At 74.2% G+C, this 25950-nt stretch carries 21 protein-coding genes; 12 read left to right on the top strand and 9 right to left on the bottom strand.

Annotated features, from left to right (window positions below; all coding sequences use genetic code 11):
- Nucleotides 1-409: 409 nt before the first annotated feature.
- Nucleotides 410-1687, bottom strand: a complete 1278-nt coding sequence (gene ilvA, locus OYE22_RS11465) for a threonine ammonia-lyase (protein ID WP_277320324.1) — start codon at nucleotides 1685-1687, stop codon at nucleotides 410-412.
- 186 nt (nucleotides 1688-1873) lie between these two features.
- Between ilvA and OYE22_RS11470 the strand changes: the two genes are divergently transcribed.
- The 3 genes from OYE22_RS11470 to OYE22_RS11480 all read left to right on the top strand — a co-directional run bounded on the left by OYE22_RS11470 (nucleotide 1874) and on the right by OYE22_RS11480 (nucleotide 3986).
- Entirely contained in the window at nucleotides 1874-2389 is a 516-nt protein-coding gene (locus tag OYE22_RS11470; RefSeq protein WP_232109803.1) for a MarR family transcriptional regulator, read from the top strand.
- Nucleotides 2390-3183: 794 nt separating this feature from the next.
- Nucleotides 3184-3735, top strand: coding sequence for a sigma factor-like helix-turn-helix DNA-binding protein (locus OYE22_RS11475; RefSeq protein ID WP_277320325.1), 552 nt, complete (start codon nucleotides 3184-3186; stop codon nucleotides 3733-3735).
- 35 nt (nucleotides 3736-3770) lie between these two features.
- A complete protein-coding gene (locus OYE22_RS11480; protein ID WP_277320326.1) occupies nucleotides 3771-3986 on the top strand; it encodes a hypothetical protein in 216 nt (71 codons plus the stop codon).
- A 165-nt stretch (nucleotides 3987-4151) separates the two neighbouring features.
- On the opposite strand, the gene OYE22_RS11485 is transcribed toward OYE22_RS11480, so the two are convergent.
- Nucleotides 4152-5318: a cystathionine gamma-synthase gene (locus OYE22_RS11485; RefSeq protein ID WP_277320327.1), complete on the bottom strand. Its 1167-nt coding sequence runs from the start codon at nucleotides 5316-5318 to the stop codon at nucleotides 4152-4154.
- Between the two features lie 252 nt (nucleotides 5319-5570).
- Between OYE22_RS11485 and OYE22_RS11490 the strand changes: the two genes are divergently transcribed.
- Both OYE22_RS11490 and msrA read left to right on the top strand, forming a co-directional pair.
- Entirely contained in the window at nucleotides 5571-6665 is a 1095-nt protein-coding gene (locus tag OYE22_RS11490) for a hypothetical protein (RefSeq protein WP_277320328.1), read from the top strand.
- A gap of 168 nt (nucleotides 6666-6833) precedes the next feature.
- The gene (msrA, locus tag OYE22_RS11495) at nucleotides 6834-7499 is read left to right on the top strand and encodes a peptide-methionine (S)-S-oxide reductase MsrA (protein ID WP_277320329.1); all 666 of its coding nucleotides are present in this window, start codon (nucleotides 6834-6836) and stop codon (nucleotides 7497-7499) included.
- A 123-nt stretch (nucleotides 7500-7622) separates the two neighbouring features.
- On the opposite strand, the gene OYE22_RS11500 is transcribed toward msrA, so the two are convergent.
- The 3 genes from OYE22_RS11500 to OYE22_RS11510 all read right to left on the bottom strand — a co-directional run bounded on the left by OYE22_RS11500 (nucleotide 7623) and on the right by OYE22_RS11510 (nucleotide 10784).
- Nucleotides 7623-8849, bottom strand: a complete 1227-nt coding sequence (locus OYE22_RS11500; RefSeq protein WP_277320330.1) for an IS21 family transposase — start codon at nucleotides 8847-8849, stop codon at nucleotides 7623-7625.
- Entirely contained in the window at nucleotides 8846-9022 is a 177-nt protein-coding gene (locus OYE22_RS11505) for a hypothetical protein (protein WP_277320331.1), read from the bottom strand. Before OYE22_RS11505 ends, OYE22_RS11500 begins: the two co-directional genes overlap by 4 nt.
- A 61-nt stretch (nucleotides 9023-9083) precedes the next feature.
- Nucleotides 9084-10784 carry a hypothetical protein gene (locus OYE22_RS11510; protein ID WP_277320332.1) on the bottom strand — a complete coding sequence of 567 codons (1701 nt, stop codon included), beginning with the start codon at nucleotides 10782-10784 and terminating at the stop codon, nucleotides 9084-9086.
- A gap of 747 nt (nucleotides 10785-11531) precedes the next feature.
- On the opposite strand from OYE22_RS11510, the gene OYE22_RS11515 reads away from it, so the two are divergent.
- From OYE22_RS11515 to OYE22_RS11535, 5 genes are all read left to right on the top strand, one after another.
- Nucleotides 11532-13343 (top strand): helix-turn-helix domain-containing protein, encoded by a 1812-nt coding sequence (locus OYE22_RS11515; protein WP_277320333.1) that lies wholly within the window; start codon nucleotides 11532-11534, stop codon nucleotides 13341-13343.
- 461 nt (nucleotides 13344-13804) lie between these two features.
- On the top strand, nucleotides 13805-14881 hold the full coding sequence (locus tag OYE22_RS11520; protein ID WP_277320334.1) for a DUF4331 family protein: 1077 nt from the start codon (nucleotides 13805-13807) through the stop codon (nucleotides 14879-14881).
- Nucleotides 14878-15579, top strand: a complete 702-nt coding sequence (locus OYE22_RS11525; protein ID WP_277320335.1) for a bifunctional DNA primase/polymerase — start codon at nucleotides 14878-14880, stop codon at nucleotides 15577-15579. The genes OYE22_RS11520 and OYE22_RS11525 overlap by 4 nt, the downstream gene beginning before the upstream one ends.
- On the top strand, nucleotides 15548-15898 hold the full coding sequence (locus OYE22_RS11530; protein WP_277320336.1) for a hypothetical protein: 351 nt from the start codon (nucleotides 15548-15550) through the stop codon (nucleotides 15896-15898). Before OYE22_RS11525 ends, OYE22_RS11530 begins: the two co-directional genes overlap by 32 nt.
- 87 nt (nucleotides 15899-15985) lie before the next feature.
- Nucleotides 15986-16585, top strand: coding sequence for a GNAT family N-acetyltransferase (locus OYE22_RS11535; RefSeq protein ID WP_277320337.1), 600 nt, complete (start codon nucleotides 15986-15988; stop codon nucleotides 16583-16585).
- A 157-nt stretch (nucleotides 16586-16742) separates the two neighbouring features.
- Here the strand turns inward: OYE22_RS11535 and mfd are convergent, their stop codons facing one another.
- Nucleotides 16743-20303 carry a transcription-repair coupling factor gene (gene mfd / locus OYE22_RS11540; RefSeq protein WP_277320338.1) on the bottom strand — a complete coding sequence of 1187 codons (3561 nt, stop codon included), beginning with the start codon at nucleotides 20301-20303 and terminating at the stop codon, nucleotides 16743-16745.
- 189 nt (nucleotides 20304-20492) lie between these two features.
- Between mfd and OYE22_RS11545 the strand changes: the two genes are divergently transcribed.
- Both OYE22_RS11545 and OYE22_RS11550 read left to right on the top strand, forming a co-directional pair.
- A complete protein-coding gene (locus OYE22_RS11545; RefSeq protein ID WP_277320339.1) occupies nucleotides 20493-20747 on the top strand; it encodes a type II toxin-antitoxin system Phd/YefM family antitoxin in 255 nt (84 codons plus the stop codon).
- Nucleotides 20744-20995: a type II toxin-antitoxin system RelE/ParE family toxin gene (locus OYE22_RS11550; protein WP_277320340.1), complete on the top strand. Its 252-nt coding sequence runs from the start codon at nucleotides 20744-20746 to the stop codon at nucleotides 20993-20995. The genes OYE22_RS11545 and OYE22_RS11550 overlap by 4 nt, the downstream gene beginning before the upstream one ends.
- Nucleotides 20996-21098: 103 nt before the next feature.
- Here the strand turns inward: OYE22_RS11550 and OYE22_RS11555 are convergent, their stop codons facing one another.
- From OYE22_RS11555 to OYE22_RS11565, 3 genes are all read right to left on the bottom strand, one after another.
- Nucleotides 21099-22064 (bottom strand): NAD(P)-dependent oxidoreductase, encoded by a 966-nt coding sequence (locus OYE22_RS11555; protein WP_277320341.1) that lies wholly within the window; start codon nucleotides 22062-22064, stop codon nucleotides 21099-21101.
- Nucleotides 22065-22573: 509 nt separating this feature from the next.
- Nucleotides 22574-25153: an FtsX-like permease family protein gene (locus tag OYE22_RS11560; protein WP_277320342.1), complete on the bottom strand. Its 2580-nt coding sequence runs from the start codon at nucleotides 25151-25153 to the stop codon at nucleotides 22574-22576.
- On the bottom strand, nucleotides 25150-25938 hold the full coding sequence (locus OYE22_RS11565) for an ABC transporter ATP-binding protein (protein WP_277320343.1): 789 nt from the start codon (nucleotides 25936-25938) through the stop codon (nucleotides 25150-25152). The genes OYE22_RS11560 and OYE22_RS11565 overlap by 4 nt, the downstream gene beginning before the upstream one ends.
- Nucleotides 25939-25950 lie beyond the last annotated feature (12 nt).

Below are 25950 nucleotides of genomic sequence, written 5' to 3' on the forward strand. Positions count from 1 at the left end.
TGTCCGAGGAGGGTCGCGTGCTCACCGTTATAGTGAGACACGTTATATCGCGTCAACACTTGCGACAGTATCGCGTCCAAAGTTCCACGGTACGTCCGCCGCCCCGCCCCCGCACGCCGGAGCGCGCCGGCGGGCCCGACCGCCCCTCGGACGGACGCTCCGCCCCTGCTCCACACCGGCGACGGCCCCGCCACGGCACGGCACATCAACGGCCATGCCGACCGAGTGCCCCTCCCACCCGACACCTCACACCCGCCCACCCCGACGCGCACCAGGGACCCCACCCATCTCACGGCAGCCCGCGCCACGGCCCCACCCGCTCGCACGGAACCTCCGCTCGCACGGAACCTCCCGCCGTACGACCGGCCGCGCGCGGCAGGTGACGGTGCGCGCGGCCGGGGCGCACCGGTTACGGCGAGATCGTGTAGCCCGCGGCGCGGAGTGCGGCGGCGACCTCGTCACGGTGGCCCGGGCCCTTCGTCTCCAGGTGCAACTCCACCTCCACTTCGGTGAGTCCGAGCCGCGGGTTGGTGCGGGCGTGGCTCACGTCCAGCACGTTAGCGTCCGCCTCTGACAACACCCGCAACAGCGAGGCGAGGGCGCCCGGGTGGTCGGTGAGCCGCAGTCGCAGCGAGAGGTAGCGGCCGGCGGCGGCCATGCCGTGACGCAGGACCCGCTGCATCAGCAGCGGGTCAACGTTGCCGCCGGACAGGACCGCGACCACCGGCCCGTCGAAGGCCCCCGGATCGGCGAGCAGGGCGGCGACGGAACTCGCGCCCGCCGGCTCCACCACGAGCTTCGCCCGTTCCAGACACAACAGCAGGGCGCTGGAGAGCTGGTCCTCGGTCACCGTACGGATCTCGTCGACCAGTTCGCTGACGATACGCAACGTCAGGTCGCCGGGGCGGCCGACCTTGATGCCGTCGGCCATGGTCGTGGGCGCGTCCAGCGCGACCGGGCGCCCGGCCGCGAGCGAGGGCGGGAACGCGGCGGAGCCCGCCGCCTGGACGCCCACCACCCGCACGTCGGGCCGCAGCGCCTTGACCGCGACGGCGATGCCGGCCGCGAGTCCACCGCCACCCATGCCCACGACGATGGTGCGCACCTCGGGGCACTGTTCCAGGATCTCCAGGCCCACCGTGCCCTGGCCGGCGATGATGTCGGGGTGGTCGAAGGGGTGGATGAACACCGCGCCGCTCTCCCGCGCGTACTCCTGTGCCGCGCGCAGCGTCTCGTCCACCACGTCGCCGCACATCCGCACCTCGGCGCCGTAGTCCCGGGTCGCCGCGACCTTGGGCAGGGGCGCGCCCTCCGGCATGAACACGGTCGAGCCCACGCCGAGCAGCGACGCCGCGAGCGCGACGCCCTGCGCGTGGTTGCCGGCACTGGCCGCCACCACCCCGGCGGAGCGTTCGGCCGCCGAGAGGCCGGCGATACGCACGTATCCGCCGCGCACCTTGAACGAGCCGGTGCGCTGGAGGTTCTCGCACTTCAGGTGCGCCGGTGCGGCAAGGAGATCGGTCAGGAACCGGCTGCCCTCCAGCGCGGTGACCCGGGCGACGCCGGACAGCGTCCGTTGCGCGGCGCGCACGGCCTCCAGCGTCACCGCGTCGGCCGCCTCCCGCGCGCCGTCCTCGCCGTCCCCCGGGTGTGCGGGGCCCGCCCCGTCGTCAACGCGTGCAGCCATGGTGCCCAGTCTCGCAGCGTCCGCCCGATCCCGCCGGCGCTGACCCCGCCCCACCCGGCGTAGCGGGCCCGCTTCGCACTGCTTGGCGCAGGGCAGGTACGGGGGGCGCCGGGGCCGCGTACTCTGTCCCCCATCCTTCAGACCACCGCACGAAGTGAGCCCCAGGCCATGCCCACCCATTCGGACATGACGACTGCGACTACGGCCCGGGGGACGACCCCCGGGCCGGCGCCGGAGGAGACCGGCGTCCTCGACTCTCTCCAACACCAGGTGGCGGTCTTCGCCCGACGCGCGGAACAGACCCGCCTCGGCGGCGTCGGACAGGCCCGCAACTCGATGGACCGCGCCGCCTACCTCCTACTCAACCGGCTTGACCAGGAAGGAGAGATGGGCGTCAAGAAGCTCGCGCTGAGCATGGGCATCGACTCGTCCACCGTCACCCGACAAGTCGCGCCCCTCGTGGACACCGGCATGGTCAAGCGCACCTCGCACCCCGAGGACGGCCGCGCCGTCGTCCTGCAGCTCTCCCCGCGCGGCAAGGCCCGCCTGGAGGAGGTGCGCTCGTCCCGCCGGGAACTGATGGCCATCGCCACCGAGGACTGGACGGCTGACGAACGCGACCAGTTCTGCACGTTGTTGACCCGTTTCAACGCCGCGCTCTCGGTGATCCACGGCGCACCGCAGTTGGCAACACCCTCCTGACCGGCGCTTGTCCCGGCCCGTACCGGGGCTTGGACCGACCGGCGCTCTGACCTCGCGTCCGCGGCTTGCGGCCCGCCTCACCCCGAGGGCCGTACGGCGTGCGTCGGCACCCCCACCGGAGGGGCCGCCATCCGGCCCCCTCCGCTCCGCGCCCCGGCTCCGCGCCGACCAGGGCCGCTCCCGCGCCAGCGACAGCGCGGCTCCCGCCCCGGCCCGCACCCCCACGCCGCGCTCCTCCCCACCGCGCCCGCGCGCCTGCCCGCGCTCTTGGCCGTCCCGTGCGCGCCCGCTCGCCCGTCGCGCCGTGCGCCGCCTGCCCGTTCGGGCACTGCGACCGGCGCGGCACCGTCGCCGTTCCCCGCCCGCGCGTCACCGGCGCTGTCGAGCACGGTCGGACGCCGCCGGGCGCGTGCGGCGCCGCCGGGCGCCGCGTACGGCTCGTGCGGTGTGCTCGGGTGGGCGGTCGCGGGGGCCGGGCGCACGCTCCATACGCTGCACCTATGCCTGTGGCATATGCCATGGTCCCATTCCACGCGCGGCCGTTGGCCGGCATCTCACGATGTGAGCAATCCGCGACGAGACGTCGCCCACACCGCCGTCCGCCACGGCCGTACGCCGGCTCGCGCGCGCCGGTCGCGGCGGGTGTCGTGGGCTCGCGCCGACGCCGTCGTACGCCCCCGCGCCCCCAGGCGCGCCCCCTGGCAGGCCGCACGAACCGGCCGCCGGACCCTTGACCGGGCGGGCCCGCTGGCGTGTCCTGAAGGGGTCGTGTTCTCGCGAACACGGGAGGCACGGTGGGGAAACGGCGAGCAGCCAGGGACGAGCGCCGGGCCCGGGAGTTCGCGGCGTTCGTCGCGGGCGCGGGCGGCAGACTGCTGCGTGTCGCGACCCTGCTCACCGCCGAGCCCCCGCACCGGTGCCCCGTGGCCGAGCGGCTGCTCACGGCCGCGCTGGCGGGCACGTACGCGCGCTGGGACCAGTTGCGCGGCGAGGACCCGTACGAGCGCACCCGCCAGGAACTCGCCGCCCGCTTCGCGCACACGGCCTGGTGGCACCGCCGTCCGGGTCCACCCGGGCACAGCCCGCTGGCGGCGCTCACGCCACGGGAACGGTTGGTGCTGGTGTTGCGCCTGCATGAGGGGGTGGCCGAGGAGGTGACCGCGGCCACGCTGGGCCTGCCGCCCGACCGGGTGCGCGCCGTGTGCGCCCGGGCCGTCGCGGCCCTACGCGCCCCGGACCACGACCGGGACCACGACCGGGACCGTGACCCGGACCGCGACCGCCCCCGCGACCAGCGCGCCGGCGCCGCCCCCGGCGGTCGCGCGGCCGGGGGGCGGGGGCCGTGAGCGGCTGGGCCCGCGGGGAGGACGAGGTGCGGCGGATGCTGGAGACGCAGCCTCGGCCGGCGGTGCCGTGGGACCTGGCCGACCGGGCCGCCGCCCGTGGCCGGCGGGCGCTGCGCCGGCGCCGGGTCGCCTACCTGGTGACCTGGGGCGTGCTGCTGGCGGTCCTGTTCGCGGTCACGGTGTGGGCCGCCCTGACCGAGCCCTGGTCCCCGCCGCCCCCCTCGACGACGCCACCCCTCGGCGGCTGGTAGCCCCGGCTGGCCGGGACGCCGGCCAGAGCGCCGCCCTGGCCTGGGCCGTACGGCGCGGCGCCGGGGCCGCACGGCGCGGCGCCGAGCCCAGGTCAGCCCGGAGCGACCCGGCCAGGTCGAGCCCAGCCCGGCCCGGCGGCCGGGCCCGGCGCCGCGCGTGGCCGGTTAGCCCAGCGCCTGGTTCAGGTCCGCGATCAGGTCGTCGGCGGACTCGATGCCGACCGAGAGGCGGATCAGGTCGGACGGCACCTCAAGGGCGGAGCCGGCCGCCGACGCGTGCGTCATCCGGCCCGGGTGCTCGATGAGCGACTCGACGCCGCCGAGCGACTCGCCGAGGGTGAACAGTTCCGCCCGGTTGCAGATGTCGATCGCGGCCTGCTCGCCGCCCGCCGCGCGGAAGGAGACCATGCCGCCGAAGGAACGCATCTGCTTGGCGGCGATCTCGTGCCCCGGGTGCTCGGGCAGACCCGGGTAGTAGACCTGGGCGACCTTCGGGTGCGAGGTGAGGAGTTCGGCGATCCGCTCCGCGTTCGCGCTGTGCCGGTCCATGCGCACGGCCAGCGTCTTGGTGCCCCGCATGACCAGCCAGGCGTCGAACGGGCCGGCGACCGCGCCCATCGCGTTCTGGTGGTAGGCCAGCTCCTCGCCCAGCGCGGCGTCGGCGGTGATGAGCGCGCCGCCCACGACGTCGGAGTGGCCGCCCATGTACTTGGTGGTCGAGTGCACCACGACGTCGGCGCCGAGGGCCAGCGGCTGCTGGAGGTACGGGCTGGCGAAGGTGTTGTCCACGACCAGCCGGACGCCGGCGGTACGGGCGATGTCCGCGATGACGGCGATGTCGGTGATGCCGAGCAGCGGGTTGGTGGGCGTCTCGACCCAGATCAGCTTGGTGTTCGGGCGGATCTCGGCGCGTACCGCCTCCGGGTCGGAGGTGTCGGCGACCGACCACTGCACGCCCCAGCGCTCGATGACCTTGGAGATCAGCCGGAACGTGCCGCCATAGGCGTCGTTCGGGATGACGATGTGGTCGCCGGGCACGAGCAGGGCGCGCAGCAGCGTGTCCTCGGCGGCGAGCCCGGAGGCGAAGGCGAGGCCCCGGCTGCCGCCCTCCAGCGCGGCCAGGTTCTCCTCCAGCGCGGTGCGGGTCGGGTTGGCGGATCGGCTGTACTCGTATCCACCTCGCAGCCCGCCCACCCCGTCCTGCTTGTAGGTGGAGACCTGGTAGATGGGCGGGACGACGGCGCCGGTGGCCGGGTCCGCGGCCTGCCCCGCGTGGATGGCGAGCGTCTCGAAGCTCTGGGAAACGTGCGGCTGAGGGTCCTGGTCAGTCATGGGCCGAGGGTAATGCTCACCGCCGGGCCCGCGCCGCCCCTCCTCGCCTACGGCGCGCTTAGGCTGTAGGGCGAAGGCCGTTACGCGGGCCAACGCCGGCCACGGGCCGACGCCGGTGCCCGCGCTCCGGCGCCGCGCCCGGCGCGTGGCCCCGCGGGCGTGGTGCGGGCGGCGTGCGCGACGGCGGGGCGGCGGACTGACGGGCCGTGCCGGTTTCGGCGCGGCTCCCACGACAGCACACGGGACAGCATCATGGAGTTTCTCTTCATCCTCATGGGCCTGCTCATGATCGGCATGGTCATCGTGCCGATGCTGCGCCGGCGGCGCGGCGGCAACGAGGCGGTGGCGGGCGCCCGGCGGGTCGCCGACCCCGGGGCCTACGGCTTCCTGCCCGTGGAGCGGCTCGACGTGCGGCTGCCGGGTCCCGACGAGGAGCTGGCCGCGACGCTGGCCGAGGTGGCCAGCTCCCAGGACTGGCGGCCGGTCTCGCGGCTGCTCGCGCACACCGACGCCTCGTCCGAGCTGCGCTGGCAGCGGGTGCAGACGCTGGCGGGCGCGGCCGTGCACGAGCTGGCGACCAACCCGGGGCAGGGCGGCGTGTGGCTGCGCACCTGGCGGGTCGAGGCGCCGAAGGACCCGGGCGGCGCCGCGGTGCACGCGGAGTTCCTGGTCCGCCAGGCGCTGCGGGACTCCGGCTCCGAGGACTTCACGATGATCCTGGAGGAGGCCCGTACGGTCTGCGGCGAGGCCGCCCTGCTGGCCCCCGGCGACCCGGTCCCCTACCTCGTCGAGCTGGGCATCGCCCGCGGCCTCGGCTACCGGCAGGCCGACTTCGAGGAGCTGTGGGCCAAGATCCGCGACCGCGCGCCGGCGCACATGGGCGCGCACCTGGCCGCCCTGCACTACTGGTGCGAGAAGTGGCACGGCTCCAAGGAGCTGGCCGACGCCTTCGCGCAGCAGGCGGCGGCCGGGGCCCCGGACAAGAGCCTGCTGCCGGCGCTACCCCTGTTCGCGGTCTTCGAGCACCTCCCGGAGGCCAACCTGGTGCAGGGCCTGTACCGCGGCGTGGTCGTCACCCGCGCCATCGAGGGCGCCCAGTACGCGCTGCTGCACGCGCCGGCCGACCACCCGGTGGCCCCGCACGTGCGGCACCTGCTGATCTGGTTCCTGGTCCGCGCCGAGCGGTACGCGGAGGCCATCGTCCAGCTCCGGCTGGTGGACGGCCACGTCGGCGCCGTCCCGTGGTCGTACGGGCCGGACCCGGCGGCGGTGTACGCGAGCTACCGCGCGACGGCCGTCGCCGGCTGGGAGGGCGCGGGCGGCACGCCGGCGACCCTGCCGCAGTAGCCGGGCCGAGCACCGCCGCACCGCGCTCCCCGCCCCGTGCCGCCCTCCCGGCCCCGTGCCGCACCGGGAGGATCGGTGGCGCCCCGCGACCGACCCGTCGCGGGCTGGAATGGACGCGGGGCGCAAGACGTTGAGAGAAGCGGCCGATCGTCTGCCCCTGGAGAGACCATGCTGTTCAGTCGTTTCAAGAACCAGCTCCCGTCCGCCGACGAGACGCTCAAGGGCCGTCCCGAGCGGCCGTACGACGTCCCGGAGCGGCACACGGTGCTGGGCAACCCGCTGCTCGGCCCGTACCCGGAGGGCCTGGTCGTCGCCGACTTCGGCCTCGGCTGCTTCTGGGGCGCCGAGCGCAAGTTCTGGCAGACCCCGGGCGTGTGGACGACCGTCGCCGGCTATCAGGGCGGCCAGACGGTCAACCCCACCTACGAGGAGGTGTGCAGCGGCCTGACCGGGCACACCGAGGTCGTGCGCGTGGTCTTCGACCCCGCCAAGACCTCGTACGAGGCGCTGCTGAAGGTCTTCTGGGAGGGCCACGACCCGACCCAGGGCTTCCGCCAGGGCAACGACGTGGGCACGCAGTACCGCTCGGCGATCTACGCGCACTCCGACGAGCAGGTCTCGGCGGCGCTGGAGTCCCGCGACGCGTACCAGGCGGTGCTCACCGACTCCGGGTACGGCGACATCACCACCGAGATCCTGATCGCCGGCCCGTTCTACCCGGCGGAGGACTACCACCAGCAGTACCTGGACAAGAACCCCACCGGTTACTGCGGCATCGGCGGCACGGGGGTCTCCTGCCCCGTCGGCGTGGCCCGGATGGCGGAGAACGGCTAGCACGCGCCCCAGCGGCCCGTCGACCGGCCGCCGCGCACACCGCGCGGCACACCGGTCGACGGGCCCCCCGGCCGGCCGGACCCCGAGGGCCCGGCCGGCCACGCCCGCGAGCGGGACGGGGTGCTACCGCGTCCCGTTGCGCGAGGAGCCGCGCGACGGCGTGCGGTAGCGGGCGACCTCCGTCAACCCGTCGGCCCCGACCAGGTGCGCCGGGCGGTGCGCCAGCGCGGCGAGGTCGGCGACGACGGCCAGCTCACCCCGCGCGGCGCGCAGCCACACCTGCGCGCCGGTCAACGAGCCCGGTACGGCGTACCGCGTCCCGTCGTGCACCACCGTGTCCGTCTCGCTGACGGTCGCCTGCTGGCCGAGCCCGAGGACGCAGGGCGCTGGCGGCAGCGGGTGCAGCCGGGTGCGCTCGATCAGCAGCCGCTCGGCGGGGGTGGCCGCCTGGGCCTGCGCCCGCCGCTGCTCGGCCTCCGGCTCGCCCTCGCCCTCCGGCCCGGCGTCCGGACGCTGGCCCTGCCAGTGCCGCACCTGGCCGTTGAACCACTGCCCGTACTCCTGACAGGCCGCCTGGAGTTCGGCGAAGGACGCGTACTCCGGGCGCAGGTCGGCGTCGGTGGGGGTCAGGTCGGCCGCGGCGATGCGCACGCCGGCCTGGGTGCCGCCGCCCTCCGGGTCGTGCGGCACGCAGGTGCGCACCTTCATGCCGTAGTGCCGCCCGACGGCCACCACGTCCGGGTGACGCGCGCCGCCGTCCTGACGCAACCGGGTGAGCAGGTACGTCGGCGCGCCGCCGAGCGCCGTGAGGGTGGCGTCCAGACAGCAGACGAGGCTGCCCAGCGTGCGGTCCCGGCACGGGACGACCACCCGGAACCGCGACCAGGCGAGCCAGGCCGAGAACAGGGCGGTGCGCCGGGGCTCGCCGTCCGGACCCGGCACCAGGGGCCCCGGACCCCAGTCGCACTGGAGCCACAGGCCCGGCTCGGTGACCCAGGGCCGGAAGATCCGCCGACTACCGCTCTGCCAGCGGCTCTTGGTCTCGGCGACGACCCGCCGCGTGGTGCGCTCGCTGCCGGTGAAGCCCATCCGCACCAGGCGCTCGTGCGCCCGCACGGCGCTGATGTGCCCCTCGGAACGGTCCACCCACTCCTCGATCTTCTCGGCGTAGGCGTCAGCTAACCGCGACCGACGGGAGGGGCCGGTGACCGGCCGTCCGGCGTCCCGGGCCGCCACGTAGCGGCGCACGGTCTTGGGGTCGCAGCCCACGATCCGCGCCGCGGAGTACACGCTCTCGGTGGCGTCGTACGCCACCAGGATCTCGATGATCTCCCGGTCGGTCATCTTCATGCCGCCACCCCCAGCGGGGCCGCCGCGCGGGCCACGCCGGCGCGGTGGGCCGGGCGGCGGTCGAGGTCGCGGAGGGGCAGTGGCTGGGCCGGGGTCGGTTGGGCGGGGTGCGGCTGGCCCGGAAGCCCGTACGGCATTCCGGCGAACGGCGCTATGCGCTCACGACTGAACATGACGTGTGCTCTCTGTCTCGAACGAAAGGGTGGCGGTGGCGCGCCGGTGGGCGCGCCGGTGCTACCCGGGGTGTTCGACGACGTCGTGCGGGCGCGTGTGCAGCGGGGAGGCCGTGTCGCGCGGTCGGCCGTCCGCGGTGCGCGGCGGGTGCAGCGCGGCGGTGGCCGGCAGGTCGTGCTTGTCCAGGGCGCGCTTGGTGTTCTGGTCGCCGCCGTGGCCGCAACCGCCCTGCCCACCGGGCGCGGTGGGGCCGATCGGGCCCGGCGAGCCGCACGGCCCCTGGGGCGCGTGCTGGTGACCGCCGCACCCTGGCGCGCCGTGCGGCCGGTTCCCGGTGTCGCAGTCCGACGCGTCGGCGTCGGAACGCTCGGCGCCGACGGCGGTCGCGGCGGCCAGGGTCGTACGGACCGCGCCGGCCGGGCCGGACGGCGGGCCGACGAGGACGCTCGCGGCGCCGTATCGGGCGAACGGACCCTCGCCCCGCAGCGGGGCACCCGTCGAACGCTCCCGGCCCGGTCCGTCGCCCCGGCCGGGGCGCGCGCAGTCCGCGCCGTCGCCGGCGCAGTCGGGCGGCGCGGGCCGCTCGGACGGGGTGGGCAGGGGCGCGGTGCCTGGCTCGTGCGGCCGGTTCGGTGGCTCGGAGCGGCCCGGCGGCTCCGGGTTCGCGGGGGTGTGCGGCGTGCGCGGGCCGGTCTGTGGGCCGAGCGCGTCGGGGAGCAGACGTGCCGGTGGAGGCAGATCCGCGCCGGGCCGCCCCTGGCCGCCCTCGCCCGGCCCCCTGCCGTGGCCGCCCGGGCCCCCGGCGTCCCCGCCACGCCCCTTGCCCGCGTCGGGGCCCGTGCCCTTGCCCTGCTCCTTGCCTTCGCCCTTGCCGCCATGGGCCTTACCGGGGCCGTCACCGTGGGCCTTGCCCTTGCCCTCGCCCTTGCCGCCATGGGCCTTGCCGGGGCCATCGCCACGGTCCTTGCCCTTGCCGTGCCCCTTGCCCTTGCTGTGTCCCTTGCCGCCGTGGACCTCGCCGGGGCCGTCGCCGTGGGCCTTGCCCTTGCCCTGCCTCTTGCCCTCGCCCTTGCCGCCATGGGCCTTGCCGGGGCCATCGCCACGGTCCTTGCCCTTGCTGTGCCCCTTGCCCTTGCTGTGTCCCTTGCCGCCGTGGGCCTTACCGGGGCCGTCGCCATGGGCCTTACCCTTGCCCTTGCCCTTGCCGCCGTGGGCCTTGTCACCGGACGTCGCGTGCGCGGCCTCGCGCGGTGTCTGCTTGGCCTTCGCGTGCGCGTTCTTGCCCTTGGCTTTGCCCTTGGCCTCGCCCTGGCGCTTGGCCTGGTCGGGCTGGCTGGGGCCGTGCTGTGCGGTGGCCTTGCCGGCTTTACGGTCGCCGGCGGCCTGCCGGCCGCCGTGCTGGCCCCCGGGCGTGGACGTGGCCGCCTCGGTGCGGGGCGCGGCCCCGGTGCGCTTCTTGGCCTTCGCCCCGCCCGCCGCCCGGGCGCCGTGAACAGTCGTGTCCTTGCCGGCCGTCGTGGCCGATCGGGCCGGGCCCGCCGACGTGGCCTTCGCGCCCTTCGCCGCCCGCTCGCCCTGTGACACCGGCCGGTCGGCGCGCGCCTGGCGCCCGCCGTCCTGCGAACCGTTGGCGTGCGCCTGTCCCGCGAAAACGCTCGCCAGCGCGACGAAGCCGCCGAGGGCGCACAGCAGGAGCGCCGTGCGTCGAGAGGCCGAAGCCAGGCGGCGCACCGCGGACCAGGCAGGAAGACACGCCGTCACGGTGAGTTCCTCCCCCTCTGGCTCACGGAACTGGCGGTGCACGCATCGAACACGAACGCTCAGTACGGTGCAACCCCTGGCGCCCGGCGCGTTGTTGACCGCCCCGGCGCGTGAACAGGGTTCTCCGAACTGGCATACGGTCACGGAGCGCCCCGGTCCGCTCCTCCCGACTGCCGCCGATCCCGCCCCGCCCACCCCCGCCCGGGCCTCCCAACCGCCGCCCGGACCGCCCACACCCCACGCACTTCGCCCCGTACGAGGTGATTCATCCCGTTGTCGCGCACGGTTACCGAGGGGTTAACTCCGTTTTTCCGTACGCCCGTTGAAATTCCCCAGGCAATCGTTCGCGGCGGATCGCGGCACCCCGTCGCCGGCCACGCCGTGCCCCTACTCGACCGTCCGGTGACGCCTCACGGGGCGCGCACGACGGGGGCGCGCGCATCCGCCCGCGCGCCGTCGCGACACAAGGCGAACCCCCATACCGCCCGCCGGGCCCCAGGGCCCCGGGAGCCCGCCGGGCTCCGCACTCCGTCACGGCCCGCTCTCCCCCACGAGCCACCCGGACGGAGCGGCCGGCCGGCCCCACGGGCCGCGCGGCAGCGGCCGGATCGCGTGCCGTTCGGCATCGCGTACGGGGCGGTTGGGGCCCGTGAGGTGAGCTGGGCGCCATGGGGTTGGTGGAGTCCAACCTTCGCGCCCGCGGCCGGCTTTGACGCACTAATCTGCTGCCTTATGGGACGGGCGGCGTTGGGCACTGAGGTGGGGGCGCCGCGGGCGGCGGGCGAGCCCCGGAGCGAGCGTCCGGCGCGGGCCGACGGGCCCGGCGGTGACCGGCCCGAGCAGGCCGACCGCGCCGTGCGCGCCGACGACGTCATGGCCCTGTCGCGACTCGCGACCAAGCGCGGTGCCGTCCGGGCGATCCTGGAGTGGCTCGCGCACCGCACCGGTGGCGTCGCCACGCTGATCGACGCCGACGGCACGCCCGCCGTCACCCCAGCGCCGCCGCCCAGCGCCGCGCTGCGCGCCGCGACGGACGCCGTGGCCGGGCTGTACCGGCGCGGCACGCCATCGGCGGTGCTCAGCGTCCCGGATGCGGAAGGCGACCCCGCCGAGCCCGACGGCGGCAGCACGGTCTTCCTGATCTCGCTGGCCGCCGGGGCCGGGGGTGCGCAGCCGGAGGCCACCCCGCGCCGGCGGGCCCCGTACCTCGTACTGATCGCGCCCGACGCGCCCAGGCGACCCGCGCGTCCGCAGGTGCTGCTCGCCGACGCGGCCCGCACGCTCGGCCTGTGCTGGCGGCTTGAGGAGGCCGACCGCGACCGGGTGCGGGTGGAGGCCGCCGAGGCGCACAGCCGCGAGGCGGTGCTGCACCTGCTGATGGTCGGCAGCGTCCCGGCCGCCCACCGCATCGCCGCCGCCCTGCAACCGCCGCTGCCGCAGCTCGCCTACGTCTACGTGATCGAGTGCCCGGGCCAGCGGCGGTACGAGATCGCCGACCGGATCGCGCATGCCGCGCGCGGCAAGGCGTGGATCGTGCCCTGCCCCGTGCGGCCCACCCACCTGATCGCCCTCGTCCCGGCCGTACCGGAGCCGGCGGGCGGAGCCGCGGCGCTCGACCGGGGGGTGGCGTCCCCCACGCGCCCTCCCCTTGTCAGGGGTGACGCGACCGTCGGGCAGGTGGACGACGAGAACTGCGCCACCGACTTCCGCGCGACCTTCGGCGAACTGCCGTACCAGGCGCCCGCGTTGAGCCGCGGCGGGCGCGCCGGCACGGCCGTCGAGACGGTGGGGGTGCGCGGGCTCGACCGGGCCATCGCCGAGCGGGTGCCCGAGTGCCTGATCGGGGTCAGCGGTGAGGTGCCGCTGCGCGAGACCCCAATCGGCTACGAGCAGGCGTTCCACGCGCTGGCCGTGGCCCGGACCGCCCCCAGCGGACGGGCCAGCTTCCAGCGGGACTTCGACCTGACGCCGCTGGCCACCCCGGAAGGGCTGCGCTGGGCACAGGAGTTACTGGCGCCCTGCCTGCACTACGTGCCGCCACGGCGGGCCGACCCCGGCGGCGAGGAGTTGCTCGGCACGCTCGGCTCGTGGTTGACCTTCGGCGGCGCCGCCAGCCGCCACCTGAAGATCCACCGCAACACGCTGGGCGCCCGGGTGCGGCTGATCGACGAGTTGCTCGGCCTCGACCTCGGCCGGCTGGCCGACCAGTCCGCCGCCTGGCTCGCGCTCCAGCTCCGCGGCGGCCCGCTGCCCACTCCCGCCGACCGACCGTCGGCCTCGCTGGATGAGCTGCTCGGCACGCCGGCGGCCGGCGTCTGGGCACGTGCCCAGCTCCAGCCGCTGGAGCGGGCGAACCTGCCGTCGGGGACGGAGACGGTACGCGCCTGGCTGCGGGCGGACGCGAGGCTGCCACAGGCCGCCGGCGCGCTCGGCATCTCGCTGCCCGGCGCCCGCAAGCGGCTGACCAGGGCGGAGGAGGCGTTGGGGCGCTCACTGCTGCACGCGCCGAGCGCCAAGTACGAGCTGTGGCTGGCCATGCGGGCGCTGAAAACGCTGTGAGCCTGACGCGCTGAGCCCGCGCGCCCGTACACGTACCGCTCCCCGCTATCGCGGCCCGACACTCCGCGCCCGCGCGCCCGCGCCCGGATCCTGCGCACCCGCGCCCGGGCCGCCGCGCGCCGCCCGCGCCGAGACCACCACGCCCCACCCAACGCCCGTCCGTCGGGGCGACGTCGGGCTCACGGCGGGCTGGTCCGTACCGAGTTACCCGTACGCCCTTCAACCACCAGTCGGTGGGCAACCAGTAACCGGCCTGACTGTGCATTCTGTTCCTCGCCCGCGCGTGGCGCCTCGGCCTAGGGTCCAGACCAGGCCCCGGCGGGCCGGACCGGATGCTGACCCTCTTCCCTCTCCCTGACGAGGCAGCGCGCGGTTTCCCCCTATTGAGCCGCTGCGACCGTGACCGCGGCCCGCCGGTGCCTGGCCGACGCGCCCTCCCTCGAAGCAGAACAGGATCGCTGATGAGTCATCACCACGACTCGCTCCTCGCACGCCAGGACCCCCGGCTCGACATCAGCGACGTCTATGTCTTCCGGGGTGAACGCGGCACCGTCTTCGTCGTCAACGTCAACCCGCTCTCCGGCACGGGCGGCTTCCACGACGACGAGAGCCTGTACGAGATCAAGATCGACACCGACGGCGACGCGGTCGAGGACATCACCTACCGCTTCACCTTCGCCCCCATCACCTTCGCCCCCTTCAGCACGCGCGGCACGCAGCGCTGGGAGCTGCGCCGGTTCGACGGCGAGGCCGCGCGGGACCGCGACGCGGACGGCTCGGTGCTGCTGCGCGGCGTGACCGGTGAGCCGGCCGAACTCGTGCTGCCCGCCACGGGCGCCGACGGCGACGAGGGCCCGAGCGGCGGGCTGCGGGCCTGGGCCGGGCAGGCCGGCGACCCGTTCTGGATCGAGGGCACGGTGGTCACCGCCGTCAAGACCGGCATCGCCCAGGGCACCGCCCCCGACCTGGCCGGCTTCGACCCCGCGCGGGCCAGCAACATCTTCGCCGACACCGACGTGCACGCGATCGTCCTTGAGGTGCCCGACGCCGACCTCGGCGGCGCCCAGGAGATCGGCTTCTGGGGAGTGACGGTCCTGGCGACCGACGCGGGCGGCTGGCGGCAGATCAACCGCTGCGCGACGCCGCTGCTCAACACCCTCTTCGACCTCGAAGACCCCGACGCGCACATCGACTTCAACGCCACCCAGCCCGCCGAGGACCGGGAGCGGTACGGGGCGGAGGTGCGGGCCGCAGTCGAGCGGGGCGCCGGCGCCGCGGGCGCGGTCGCCGAACCCGCCGCCCACGCGGCCCGGGTGCGCGACCTGCTGCTGCCGGACGTGCTGCGCTACGAGGTGGGCACCGAGGCCCACTTCGGGGTGAAGCGGCGCAACGGGCGCGCGCTGACCGACTCGGCGCCGGAGGTGATGTTCGAGCTGGTGCTCGGTATGCCCGTCACGATGGGGCTGGACGCGAGCGCGGCTACGGGGGTGCCGCGCGAGTCGTTCCCCTACCTGGCGCCGCCGAAGGCGGAGCGGTGACGGCCCGCCCGTGCGCGGCGGCGCGCGTCCCTCGCTGGGTCGCCGCCGCCGCGGACGACCCCGACGCGGTGCGCGCGCTGTGGCGCGAGGACCCGCGGCGCGGCGTCCGGCTCGCCACCGGCCGCACCTTCGACGCGGTCACGGTCGAGCTACGGACCGGCATGGAGGCCCTGGACCTGCTGCGCCGCCGGACGGGCGCGCCGGCCGGCGCCTGGCAGGCCCAACTGGCCGGCACGGCCTTCTCCGGCTCGTCGGCGTTACCCGCGTTATCCGACCTCTCCGGCCTCTCCGACCTCACCGACCTCTCGAATCACTCCGGCCCCTCGAACCCGACCGGCCTCGCGGACCCGTCTGACCCTGCTGGCCCTACGGGTCTCGCTGATCCCGCTGGCTCCTCGGGCCCGGCATCCGACGCCGCTGCCGACGGGGCGCATCCACGGACCGGGGCGCACCGCAGGCGCACCTGCCGGGTCGCGCTGCGGGCACACGCCGGCGGTCCGTCGCTGGACGCGGCGCGTACGTGTCCGTCGCCCGAGGCGGCCTCGTACGACCGGTTCGGGCTCGCCGGCCAGTTCGCGCCCGGGGGCTTCGGGGCGGCGGGCCTCGGGGTCCGGGGGGCGGCTCGGGCTCGGCGGGCGTGGAGCGGGCGCGGGGCGGGCGCGCACCGTGCGGCCCCTGCACTTCCCCACGCTGGTTGACGGGGCCACGGGCCGGATGCGGCTGCTGGTCCCACGGGGCGCGGCGCCCTGGCTGGGCGCGCTGCTCACGGCCGGGAGCGTGGAGTACCACGGCGCGGGCGCGCGTGTCGTGCTGCCAGGGCCCGGGGCGACCACCGACACCGACACCGGGCTGGCCTGGGCGGTACGGCCCGGGGCCCCGGTGGAGCGGCTGCGCTGCCTCCTCGGCCCGCTCGCGGCGGCGCTGGCCACCGCCCAGCTCACCGTCGGCTGGTGCTCGGGCGTGCGGACGCCCGTCGACCCGTACGCGGAGACCGACCCGTACGCGGAGACCGGGTAACCCCTACGGGTCAGGAGGGCGTCTCCCCTGGTGGGCCCGGAGCGGGCCCCGAACGGCGCGAGCGCACCGACGTACGGGAGAGAACGCATGGTTGACCTCACCTTCCGACAGGCCCGCGAGGAGGATCACGCTCCGATCGTGGCGGCGATCCAGACCTGGTGGGGCGAGACCCGCACTCCGGAGGAGGCCCGCGAGCTGTCCCTGTTACTGCCCCGGCTCTTCCTCCAGCACTTCGCCGCGACCAGCCTGATCGTGAAGCGGCGGCCCGACAACGAGGCGCCGGGCGAGGCGAGTCCGGACGCGGCGGGCCCGGGCGAGACCGTCCCGGATGCGGCCGCCGGCGCGCTCGCCGGGTTCCTGGTCGGCTTCCACTCGCCCGACCGGCCCGGCACGGCCTACATCCACTTCGTCGGGGTCCATCCGGAGCTGCGCCACCAGGGTGTGGCCCGGCGGTTGTACGAGCGGTTCTTCGCCCGGGCGGTCGCGGCCGGCCGGCAGGAGGTGCGCTCGATCGTCTCGCCGGCCAACAAACCGTCCATCGCCTTCCACCACTCGATGGGCTTCCGGCCCGAGGGCGGCGACTACGAGAGCGACGGCGTGCCCGTTCACCGCGACTACGACGGCCCGGGGCACGACCGGATCAGCTTCCGGCGCGTGCTGTCCGCACCATCGGCCGCCGAGGCGTAACCCGGCGCCGCTCCCCCGGGCCGAGACGCGCTCGGCCCGGCCCACCGCTCCCAGGCGCCGGGCCACCCGAGGTCACGCTCGGCCCGGCGTCTGGGCTCGCCCACCCCCGACGGCCGCGAGGCCACCGGGGCTACGAGGGCTACGAGGGCTACGAGGGCTACGAGCCGAGGATGGTCGTCAGGAACTCGCCGGTCCAGGCGAGCAGTTCGCGGCCCACCACCGGCTTGCCCCCGATCTTGCCGGTCGTCGGCCGGGGCACCAGGACCTGCCGCGGCCCCGGCTTGAGCACCGCCCGCGGGTGCAGCCGCTTGAGCCGCAGCTCCTGCGACTCACGCAGCTCCACCGGGCCGAAGCGGATCTGCGAGCCCTGGAGCGTGATGTCGCTGACGCCGCAGGCCCGGGCGAGCATCCGCAGGCCGGCGACGAGCAGCAGGTTCTCCACCGGTTCGGGCAGCGGCCCGTACCGGTCGGTCAGCTCCTCGCGGACGGCGGCGATGTCCTCCTCGCTGGTGGCCGCGGCGATGGACCGGTACGCCTGGAGGCGCAGCCGCTCGCCGGGCGCGTAGTCGTGCGGGACGTGCGCGTCCACCGGCAGCTCGATCTTGACCTCGATCGGCGGCTCCTCCTCCTCGCCGCCCTCCAGCGAGGTCCGGTAGTCCGCGACGGCCTCGCCGACCATGCGGACGTACAGGTCGAAGCCGACGCCCGCGATGTGTCCGGACTGCTCGCCGCCGAGCAGGTTGCCCGCGCCACGGATCTCCAGGTCCTTCATCGCCACGTACATGCCCGCGCCCATCTCGGTGTGCTGGGCGATGGTGGCCAGGCGTTCGTGGGCGGTCTCGGTCAGCGGCTTCTCCGGCGGGTACAGGAAGTACGCGTACCCGCGTTCGCGACCCCGGCCGACCCGGCCGCGGAGCTGGTGGAGCTGGGAGAGGCCGAAGTTGTCGCCGCGCTCGACGATCAGGGTGTTGGCGTTGGAGATGTCGATGCCCGACTCCACGATCGTGGTGGAGACCAGCACGTCGAACTTCTTCTCCCAGAAGTCCACCACCACCTGCTCCAGGGCGCTCTCGCCCATCTGCCCGTGTGCCGTGGCGATCCGCGCCTCGGGCACGATCTCGCGCAGCTTGGCGGCGGCCCGGTCGATGGACTCGACGCGGTTGTGAATGTAGAAGACCTGCCCCTCGCGCAGCAGTTCGCGCCGGATGGCCGCGCCGATCTGCCGTTCCTCGTACGGGCCGACGAAGGTCAGCACCGGGTGCCGCTCCTCCGGCGGGGTGGTGATGGTGGACATCTCGCGGATGCCGGTGACGGCCATCTCCAGGGTGCGCGGGATGGGGGTCGCCGACATGGTCAGCACGTCGACGTTGGCGCGCAACTTCTTGAGCTGCTCCTTGTGCTCGACGCCGAACCGCTGCTCCTCGTCCACGATGACCAGGCCCAGGTCCTTGAACTTGGTCTCGGACGAGAACAGCCGGTGGGTGCCGATGACGACGTCCACCGAACCGTCCCGCAACCCCTCCAGGACGGCCTTGGCCTCGGTGTCGGTCTGGAACCTGGACAGGGCGCGCACGTTGACCGGGAACTGCCCGTACCGCTCGCTGAAGGTGCCGAAGTGCTGCTGAACCAAGAGCGTGGTGGGCACCAGGACGGCGACCTGCTTGCCGTCCTGTACGGCCTTGAACGCGGCCCGCACCGCGATCTCCGTCTTGCCGTAGCCGACGTCGCCGCAGATCAGCCGGTCCATCGGGACCGACTTCTCCATGTCCTCCTTGACCTCGGCGATGGTGGTGAGCTGGTCGGGCGTCTCCGCGTACGGGAACGCGTCCTCCAGCTCGCGCTGCCAGGGGGTGTCCGGGCCGAAGGTGTGGCCGGGGGCCGCCATCCGGGCCGAGTAGAGCTTGATCAGGTCGGCGGCGATCTCCTTGACCGCCTTCTTGGCCCGCGCCTTGGTCTTTGTCCAGTCGGCGCCGCCGAGCCGGTGCAGGGTCGGGGCCTCGCCGCCCACGTACTTGGTGACCTGCTCCAACTGGTCGGTCGGCACGAACAGCCGGTCGCCGGGCTGGCCGCGCTTGGCCGGCGCGTACTCGACCAGCAGGTACTCACGGGTCGCGCCCTGCACGGTGCGCTGCACCATCTCGATGTACCGGCCCACGCCGTGCTGCTCGTGCACGATGTAGTCGCCGGCCTGGAGGGTGAGCGGGTCGATGGTCTTGCGGCGCCTGGCCGGCATCCGGGTGCCGTCCTTGCCGGCCGCCTTCTGGCCGGTCAGGTCGGTCTCGGTGAGCACCGCGAGCTTGAGGCCCGGGTCGATGAAACCGCGCTCGACGGCGCCGCAGGACACGTGCACCAGCGAGGGCGAGAGTTCGGCGAGGTCCGGGTCGAGGCGGGCCGCGATGCCCTCGCCGCCGAGCACCTCGACGGTGCGCGAGGCGGGGCCGTGGCCCTCGGTGAGGTAGACCGCGCGCCAGCCGTCGGCGAGCCAGCCCTTGGTGTCGGCGAGCGCCCGGGCGATGTCGCCCCGGTACAGCTCGGGGGCGCGCATGCCCAGGGTCAGGGTGTCGCCGTCGGTCGCCCCGCCGGCCTCGTCGAGGCCGTCGCCGGCGGCGAACGGCGAGATCGACCACCACATCATGCCCAGCTCGCGGGCCCGGTCCCGGATGTCGGCGATGCCCCACAGCGAGGCCGCGCCCAGGTCGATGGGGGCCTCGCCGCCACCGGCCGACGCGGCCCAGGACGCCGCCAGGAACTCCTGGCTGGTGGCCACCAGGTCGGCCGCCCGGGTACGCACCCGCTCCGGGTCGCACACCACGCTCATCGCGCCCTTCGGCAACACGTCGAGTAGCAGCTCCATCTCGTCCACCAGGACCGGAGCCAGCGATTCCATGCCCTCGACGGCGATGCCCTCGGCGATCTTGCCGAGCAGTTCGCCCAACTCCGGGTGCGACTCGGCCAGCTCGGCGGCGCGCCGCCGCACGTCGTCGGTGAGCAGCAGCTCGCGACAGGGCGGCGCCCAGAGCCCGTGCTCGGCCACTTCGAGCGAGCGCTGGTCGGCGACCTTGAAGTACCGGATCTCCTCGACCTCGTCCCCCCAGAACTCCACCCGCAGCGGGTGCTCCTCGGTGGGCGGGAAGACGTCCAGGATGCCGCCGCGCACGGCGAACTCGCCGCGCTTCTCGACCAGTTCGACCCGGGCGTACGCGGCTGCCGCCAGGCCCTCCACCACCTCGCCCAGGTCGGCGCTCTGCCCACCGCGCAGCGCCACGGGCTCCAGTTCGCCAAGCCCCTTGACCTGCGGCTGGAGCACGGCGCGGATCGGCGCGACGACCACGCTGACCGGGCCCGCGGTCGGGTCGTCGGCGCTCGGGTGGGTCAGCCGGCGCAGCACGGCGAGGCGGCGCCCGACGGTGTCCGAGCGCGGCGAGAGCCGCTCGTGGGGCAGCGTCTCCCACGACGGGTACTCCACCACGCCGTGCTCGTGCCCCTCGGGCATCAGCGAGCGCAGCGCGGCGGCCAGGTCCTCGGCCTCGCGCCCGGTGGCGGTCACGGCGAGCACCGGCCGGCCGGCCCCGCGCGCCAGCGCCGCCACGGCCAGCGGCCGGGCCGCCGGCGGTCCCACGAGGTCGAGGTGCGTGCGGTGACCGTCCGTGGCCGCGCGCACCGCCTCGGCGAGCGCGGGGTCATGGACGACGGCATCGAGCAGACCGTGCAGGCTCATGTAGGGCTTCCCGTCCCGGGGCTGGACAACGCGAACGGCCCGACACGGGCCTTGGCGGAGCCAAGACCGGGGGCCCACGGACGTTTCCGGGGGCCGGCGGCCGGGATGTCTTCAGGGTACGCCGGGGGTGTGACAGCGCCACGCGGGAGCCCTCTGCACACTACTCGCTGGAAGCGTACACTTCTGTACATGAGTGACACGCTGCCCCTCACCGAGGCCCGCGCCCGCCTCGGCTCCCTGGTCCGGCGCACCGCACACGCCCGCGAGCGCATCGTCATCACCGACCACGGCCAACCAGCCGCCGTTCTCATAAACCCCACGGAACTGGCGGAGTTGGAAGACGCACTCGCCCTCGCTCAGTACCGGCAGCGCCAGGCGGCTGGCACCGCGTTCACCACCCCCCACGACGACGTTCGCGCACGCCTTGGCCTGGAGCGTGGGTGACGTACGAGATCATCTGGGACGAGCCCGCGATCAACGCGGCGGCCCGCTTCCTGAAAGACGACCCGGAAGGATTGCGGCACCTGTTCAACGCGATCGACCTCCTCACCCACGAACCGCGTCCAGCGGGCGCGGCGGAGTACGGCTCACCGGATCTACGCCGCATCCACATCGGCCGCTACCGGGCGATGTACGAGATCAACGAAACCGCTGTGACGGTCGTGATCATTCGTATCGGGCGAACGGGCTGAGCCCGGCTCCACGCCCAACGACCGCAATGTCGAGCGGGCCGGACACGCCCGCCTCGGCCTGAGCCCCGCCCAACTGCCCTCCCCGGTCGGCGGTGCTCGCCCCTCACGCCCCGCCGTCGTCCGTCCCGCCGAAACTCGCGAAGTACGCCGCCGCCCAGTCCTCGCCCCCGTGCCCCCGCCGCTCCGCGCGGCGCAGCCGCTCCGCCGCGGCGGCGGCCAGGTCCAGGCGTACGCCGGAGCGTTCGGCGGCCTCCGCGATGAGGGCCGCGTCCTTGCGGGCGGCGGAGACGGTGAAGCTCGGCGGGTAGTCGCCGGCCAGGATGAGTTCGGACTTCGTCCGCAGGTAGCCGGAGTCCAGCGGGCCGCCGGCGACGGCGTCCAGGAAGGCGCGCGGGTCCACGCCGAGGCCCTTGGCCAGGGCCAGCGACTCGCCGGCGCCGGTGACGAGGGTGAGCACCCAGTTGTTGACGACGAGCTTGAGCGCGCTGGCCGCGCCCGTGCCACCGTCCTCGCCGACCCACAGGGTGCGCTCACCGATCGCCGAGAAGACACGTTCGGCCCGGTCGCGCACGGCGGCCGGGCCCGCCGCGAAGATGGTCAACGTGCCCTGTTCGGCCGGGAGTTTGGTGCCCAGTACGGGGGCGTCCACGAAGCCGAGCCCGTACCGCGCGGCGAACTCCGCCAGCGGGCCGATCGCGCCCACCCCCACCGTGCTCGACTGGAGCCACAGCGTCCCGGCGCGCAGCGCGGGCGCGGCCTCGCGCAGCGCGTCGAGGGCGGCGGGCCCGTCGTGCACCATCGTGAGCACCACGTCCGCCCCGTCCACCGCGTCGGCCGGCGTGTCCGCGACCCGCGCCCCCACCTCCGCCAGCGGCTCGGCCTTGGCCCGGGTGCGGTTCCACACCCGTACGTCGAACCCTCCCGCCCCGGCGAGGTTACGGGCCATCGGCCCGCCCATGATCCCGGTGCCGAGCACCGCCACGGAGGTCGCGCCAGCCCCGCCCGCGCCCGCTGTTCCCGTGTCCGCGTCCGTGTCCGTGTCCGTGTCCGTCACGCTCCTGTCAGCCATGGGGGAACGGTAGGACGTGGAGGGCGCTCGAAGGCGAGCGGCGCGCGCGGCGGGTGGGCCGGTCGGCGGGCTGGTGGGTGGATCGGGCGGCGGGCTGGTGGGGCGGCCGGGGGGAGCTGGCTCAGCGGCGTGGAGCTGGCTGAGCGGGCGAACGCACAGACAGCGGGGGCTCCGGCGTCCCGCGCCCGCCCGGTTCCTTCGCTGCGCCACCCGCACGATCGGGCCTCGGCCATGACCGCGGCCGTGGCCGACGCGTCCGCGCCCCGGTCCGCGCGCTCCCCCGAGGGCGTGCGGGCCGGGGCGGGGACGACGTTGCGGCGGCCGGACCGGGAGGAGTCCCGGGCCGGCCGCCGTGGCGACGGACCATCCCCATGGCACCCGCCGTCCGTCGGCCGTCCGGCCGACGGGAGCCGGGGGGCTCCCGCCGGGCCGGACGGCCTGCTCTGACCTGGGCGGCGCGCCGCCCCCATGTGGCGGGGCGACGGCCTGCTCAGGTGCGCTCAGTGCGCCTAGTCCGTCGCGATGGCGTTCAGGACGTTCATCCGGCCGGCGCGGAAGGCGGGGACCAGGGCCGCGAGGAGGCCGACCACCGCCGCCCCGACGAAGACCGCGCCGATCGTGGGCCACGGGATCTCCAGGGTCTTCAGGCCCTCAAGTGCCAGCAGCTTCTGGGCCGTCACTCCCCAGGCCATGCCCAGGCCGAGGCCGAGCAGGGCGCCGAAGAGGGCGATGACGACCGACTCCAGGCGGATCATGCGGCGCATCTGGCGGCGGGAGAGGCCGATGGCGCGCATCAGACCTATCTCGCGGGTGCGTTCGACGACCGACAGGGCCAGGGTGTTCACGACGCCCAGGATGGCGACGATGATCGCGAGTCCGAGGAGTCCGTAGACCAGGTTGAGCATCTGCCCGATCTGGTCCTCCAGGAGCTTCTTGTAGTCGGCCTGGTCGCGCACCGTCACGTCCGGGTAGGTCGTCAGCTCGGCCTTGAGCGACTTGTACGCCTCGCGGTCCTGGCCCTCCTTGGCGGCGGCGAACATCATCAGGTTCTGCGGCATCTGGTCGGGCTTGATGTACTCCTTGGCCGTGTTGACGCCGAGGTAGATCGCGCCCTTGTTGAACGCCGTGTCCTCCGAGGTGATGACGCGGACCGTCAGCCTGGCCGTGCCGCCCTCCTTGAAGTCCACGCTGAGCACGTCGCCCAGGGCGACCTTGTGGTCCTTGGCGAAGCCCTCCGGGACGCCGATGGCGTTCTTGCCGAACGCGTCGACCAGCTTGCCCTCGATCACCGGGGAGCGCAGGTCCTTGGCATAGCTTGGGCTGGCCGCGTCCAGGTCGTCCTTGACCTTCTTGCCGTCCGGCGTGGTGATGGTGGCGTTCTCAAGGATCTTGTAGTCGCTGACGTGCTCCAGGTGCTTGGCCCGCTTGACCGCCTGCTCCACCTGCGGCTTGATCACGCCGTTGTCGGGCTCGATGATGAAGTCCGCGCCAACCGACTTGTCCAGTTCGTCGCTGGCCGAGGCGACCATCGACGAGCCGACCACCGACAGGCAGGCGACCAGCGCGAGGCCGATCATCAGGGCGGCGCCCGTGGCGCCGGTGCGGCGCGGGTTGCGCAGTGCGTTGCGCTCGGCCATCCGGCCGACCGAGCCGAACATCCGCAGCAGGACGGCGCTCAGCACCCGGACCACCACGCCGGCCAGCAGCGGGCCAATCACGATGAAGCCGATCAGGGTCAGCAGCACGCCGAGGCCCAGGAACATCGAGCCGTCGGCCGCCTTGTCCGCGTTGGCGGCCATGGCCAGGCCCGCGGCGCCGGCGCCGGTCAGCAGGAGGCCGAGCACGGCCCGTACACGGCCCGCGCGGCTGTCGGCCGGCGTTCCGGCATCCCGCAGCGCGGCCATCGGGGAGATCTTGCCTGCCCGCCGGGCCGGTATGTACGCGGCGACGACGGTGGTCAGGACGCCTATGACCAGGCCGACGACGGGCGTGGCCGTCTTGACCGTCAGTTCCGAGGTGTCCAGGTTCATGCCCATGGTGCCCATGAGCTTCATCAGGCCGATCGCGAGGCCGATGCCGCCGGCCACGCCGAGGATGGAGCCGACGATGCCGAGCAGCAGCGCCTCGAACAGCACCGAGCGGTTGATCTGGCGCCGGCTGGAGCCGATGGCCCGCATCAGGCCGATCTCGCGGGTGCGCTGGGCGACCAGCATCGAGAAGGTGTTGACGATCAGGAAGATGCCGACCAGGACGGCGATTCCAGCGAAGCCGAGCATCGCGTACTTCATGACGTCCAGGAAGGAGCCCAGCTCGTCCTTGTTCTCCTCCTTCGTCTCGGCCTTGGTCTTGACCTTGAGGTCGTGGTCCGGGCCGAGCGAGGCGAGGACGCTCTGCTTGAGTTCGTCGTTGCTCACGCCGGGCGCGGCGGTCAGCGCGATGGAGGTGTACTTGCCGGTGGCGCCGAGCAGCCGGCGCTGGGCGGTCTCGTCGTCCAGGTAGAAGATGGACGAGCCGGGGTTGGTCACCTGGAAGGTGGCGATGCCGGTGATGGTGAAGGTGGCGTCGCCGGGCACGGCGATGATGCGCACCTTGTCGCCGATCTCCAGGTTCTTCTTGTCGGCGGTGTCGGCGTCCACCATGATCTCGGTCGGGCCGCGCGGCTCGTGGCCCGAGGTGATCTCGACGGAGGAGAGTTCGGCGCTGTCCCAGTTGGTGGCGACCGACGGGGCGCCCTCGGCCAGGCCGATCTTCTTGTTCTTGGAGTCCACGGCCGTGATGGAGGTGGAGACCGTGTCGCCGACGGCGGACTTGACGCCCTTGACCTTCTCCAGCTCCGCGACCTTCGACGCGGGAATGGTCGGCACCTTGCGGGAGCGCTGCACGTCGTCGCCGCTCGCGGCGTCCTTGGGGCTGACGCTGACGTCGGGGGCCGTGGCCGAGAAGATCTTGTCGAAGGTGGAGTTCATGGTGTCGGTGAAGACGAGCGTGCCGCACACGAACGCCACCGACAGCAGGACGGCGACGGCGGAGAGCGCCATGCGTCCCTTGTGCGCGAAGAAGTTGCGCAGCGAGGTCTTGAACACGGTCACGACACACGCCCCCGCGCGTCGAAGTGCTTCATGCGCTCAAGGACCAACTCGGCGGTCGGCTGGTACATCTCGTCGACGATCCGGCCGTCGGCCAGGTACAGCACGCGGTTCGCGTACGAGGCGGCCACCGGGTCGTGGGTGACCATCACGATGGTCTGGCCCAGTTCGTCAACGGACCTGCGCAGGAAGCCCAGGACCTCGGCGCCGGCCCGCGAGTCGAGGTTGCCGGTCGGCTCGTCGCCGAAGATGATCTCCGGCCGGGCGGCCAGAGCGCGGGCCACGGCGACGCGCTGCTGCTGGCCGCCGGAGAGCTGGTTGGGCCGGTGCTTGAGCCGCCCGGCCAGGCCCACCGTCTCCACCACGCGGTCCAGCCAGGCGCGGTCGGGCTTGCGGCCCGCGATGTCCATCGGCAGCGTGATGTTCTCTATGGCGTTCAGCGTGGGCAGCAGGTTGAACGCCTGGAAGATGAACCCGATCCGGTCCCGGCGCAGTTGGGTGAGCTTCTTGTCCTTGAGCCCGGTGATCTCGGTCTCGTTGACGTAGATGTGACCCGAGGTCACGGTGTCCAGGCCGGCGAGGCAGTGCATCAGCGTCGACTTGCCGGAGCCGGACGGGCCCATGATCGCGGTGAACTGGCCCCGGGCGATGTCCACGTCCACGTGGTCGAGGGCCACCACCCGCGTCTCGCCCGAGCCGTACGCCTTGACCACCTGGCGTGCTCGCGCGGCAACGGCCGTATGTCCTCCGCTGCCCCCGGTCCTGGGAATCGATACAGCCGTCGTCACGGTACTTCTCCT

Origin of the sequence: Streptomyces sp. 71268 (assembly GCF_029392895.1) — a bacterium.
GTDB lineage: Bacteria > Actinomycetota > Actinomycetes > Streptomycetales > Streptomycetaceae > Streptomyces.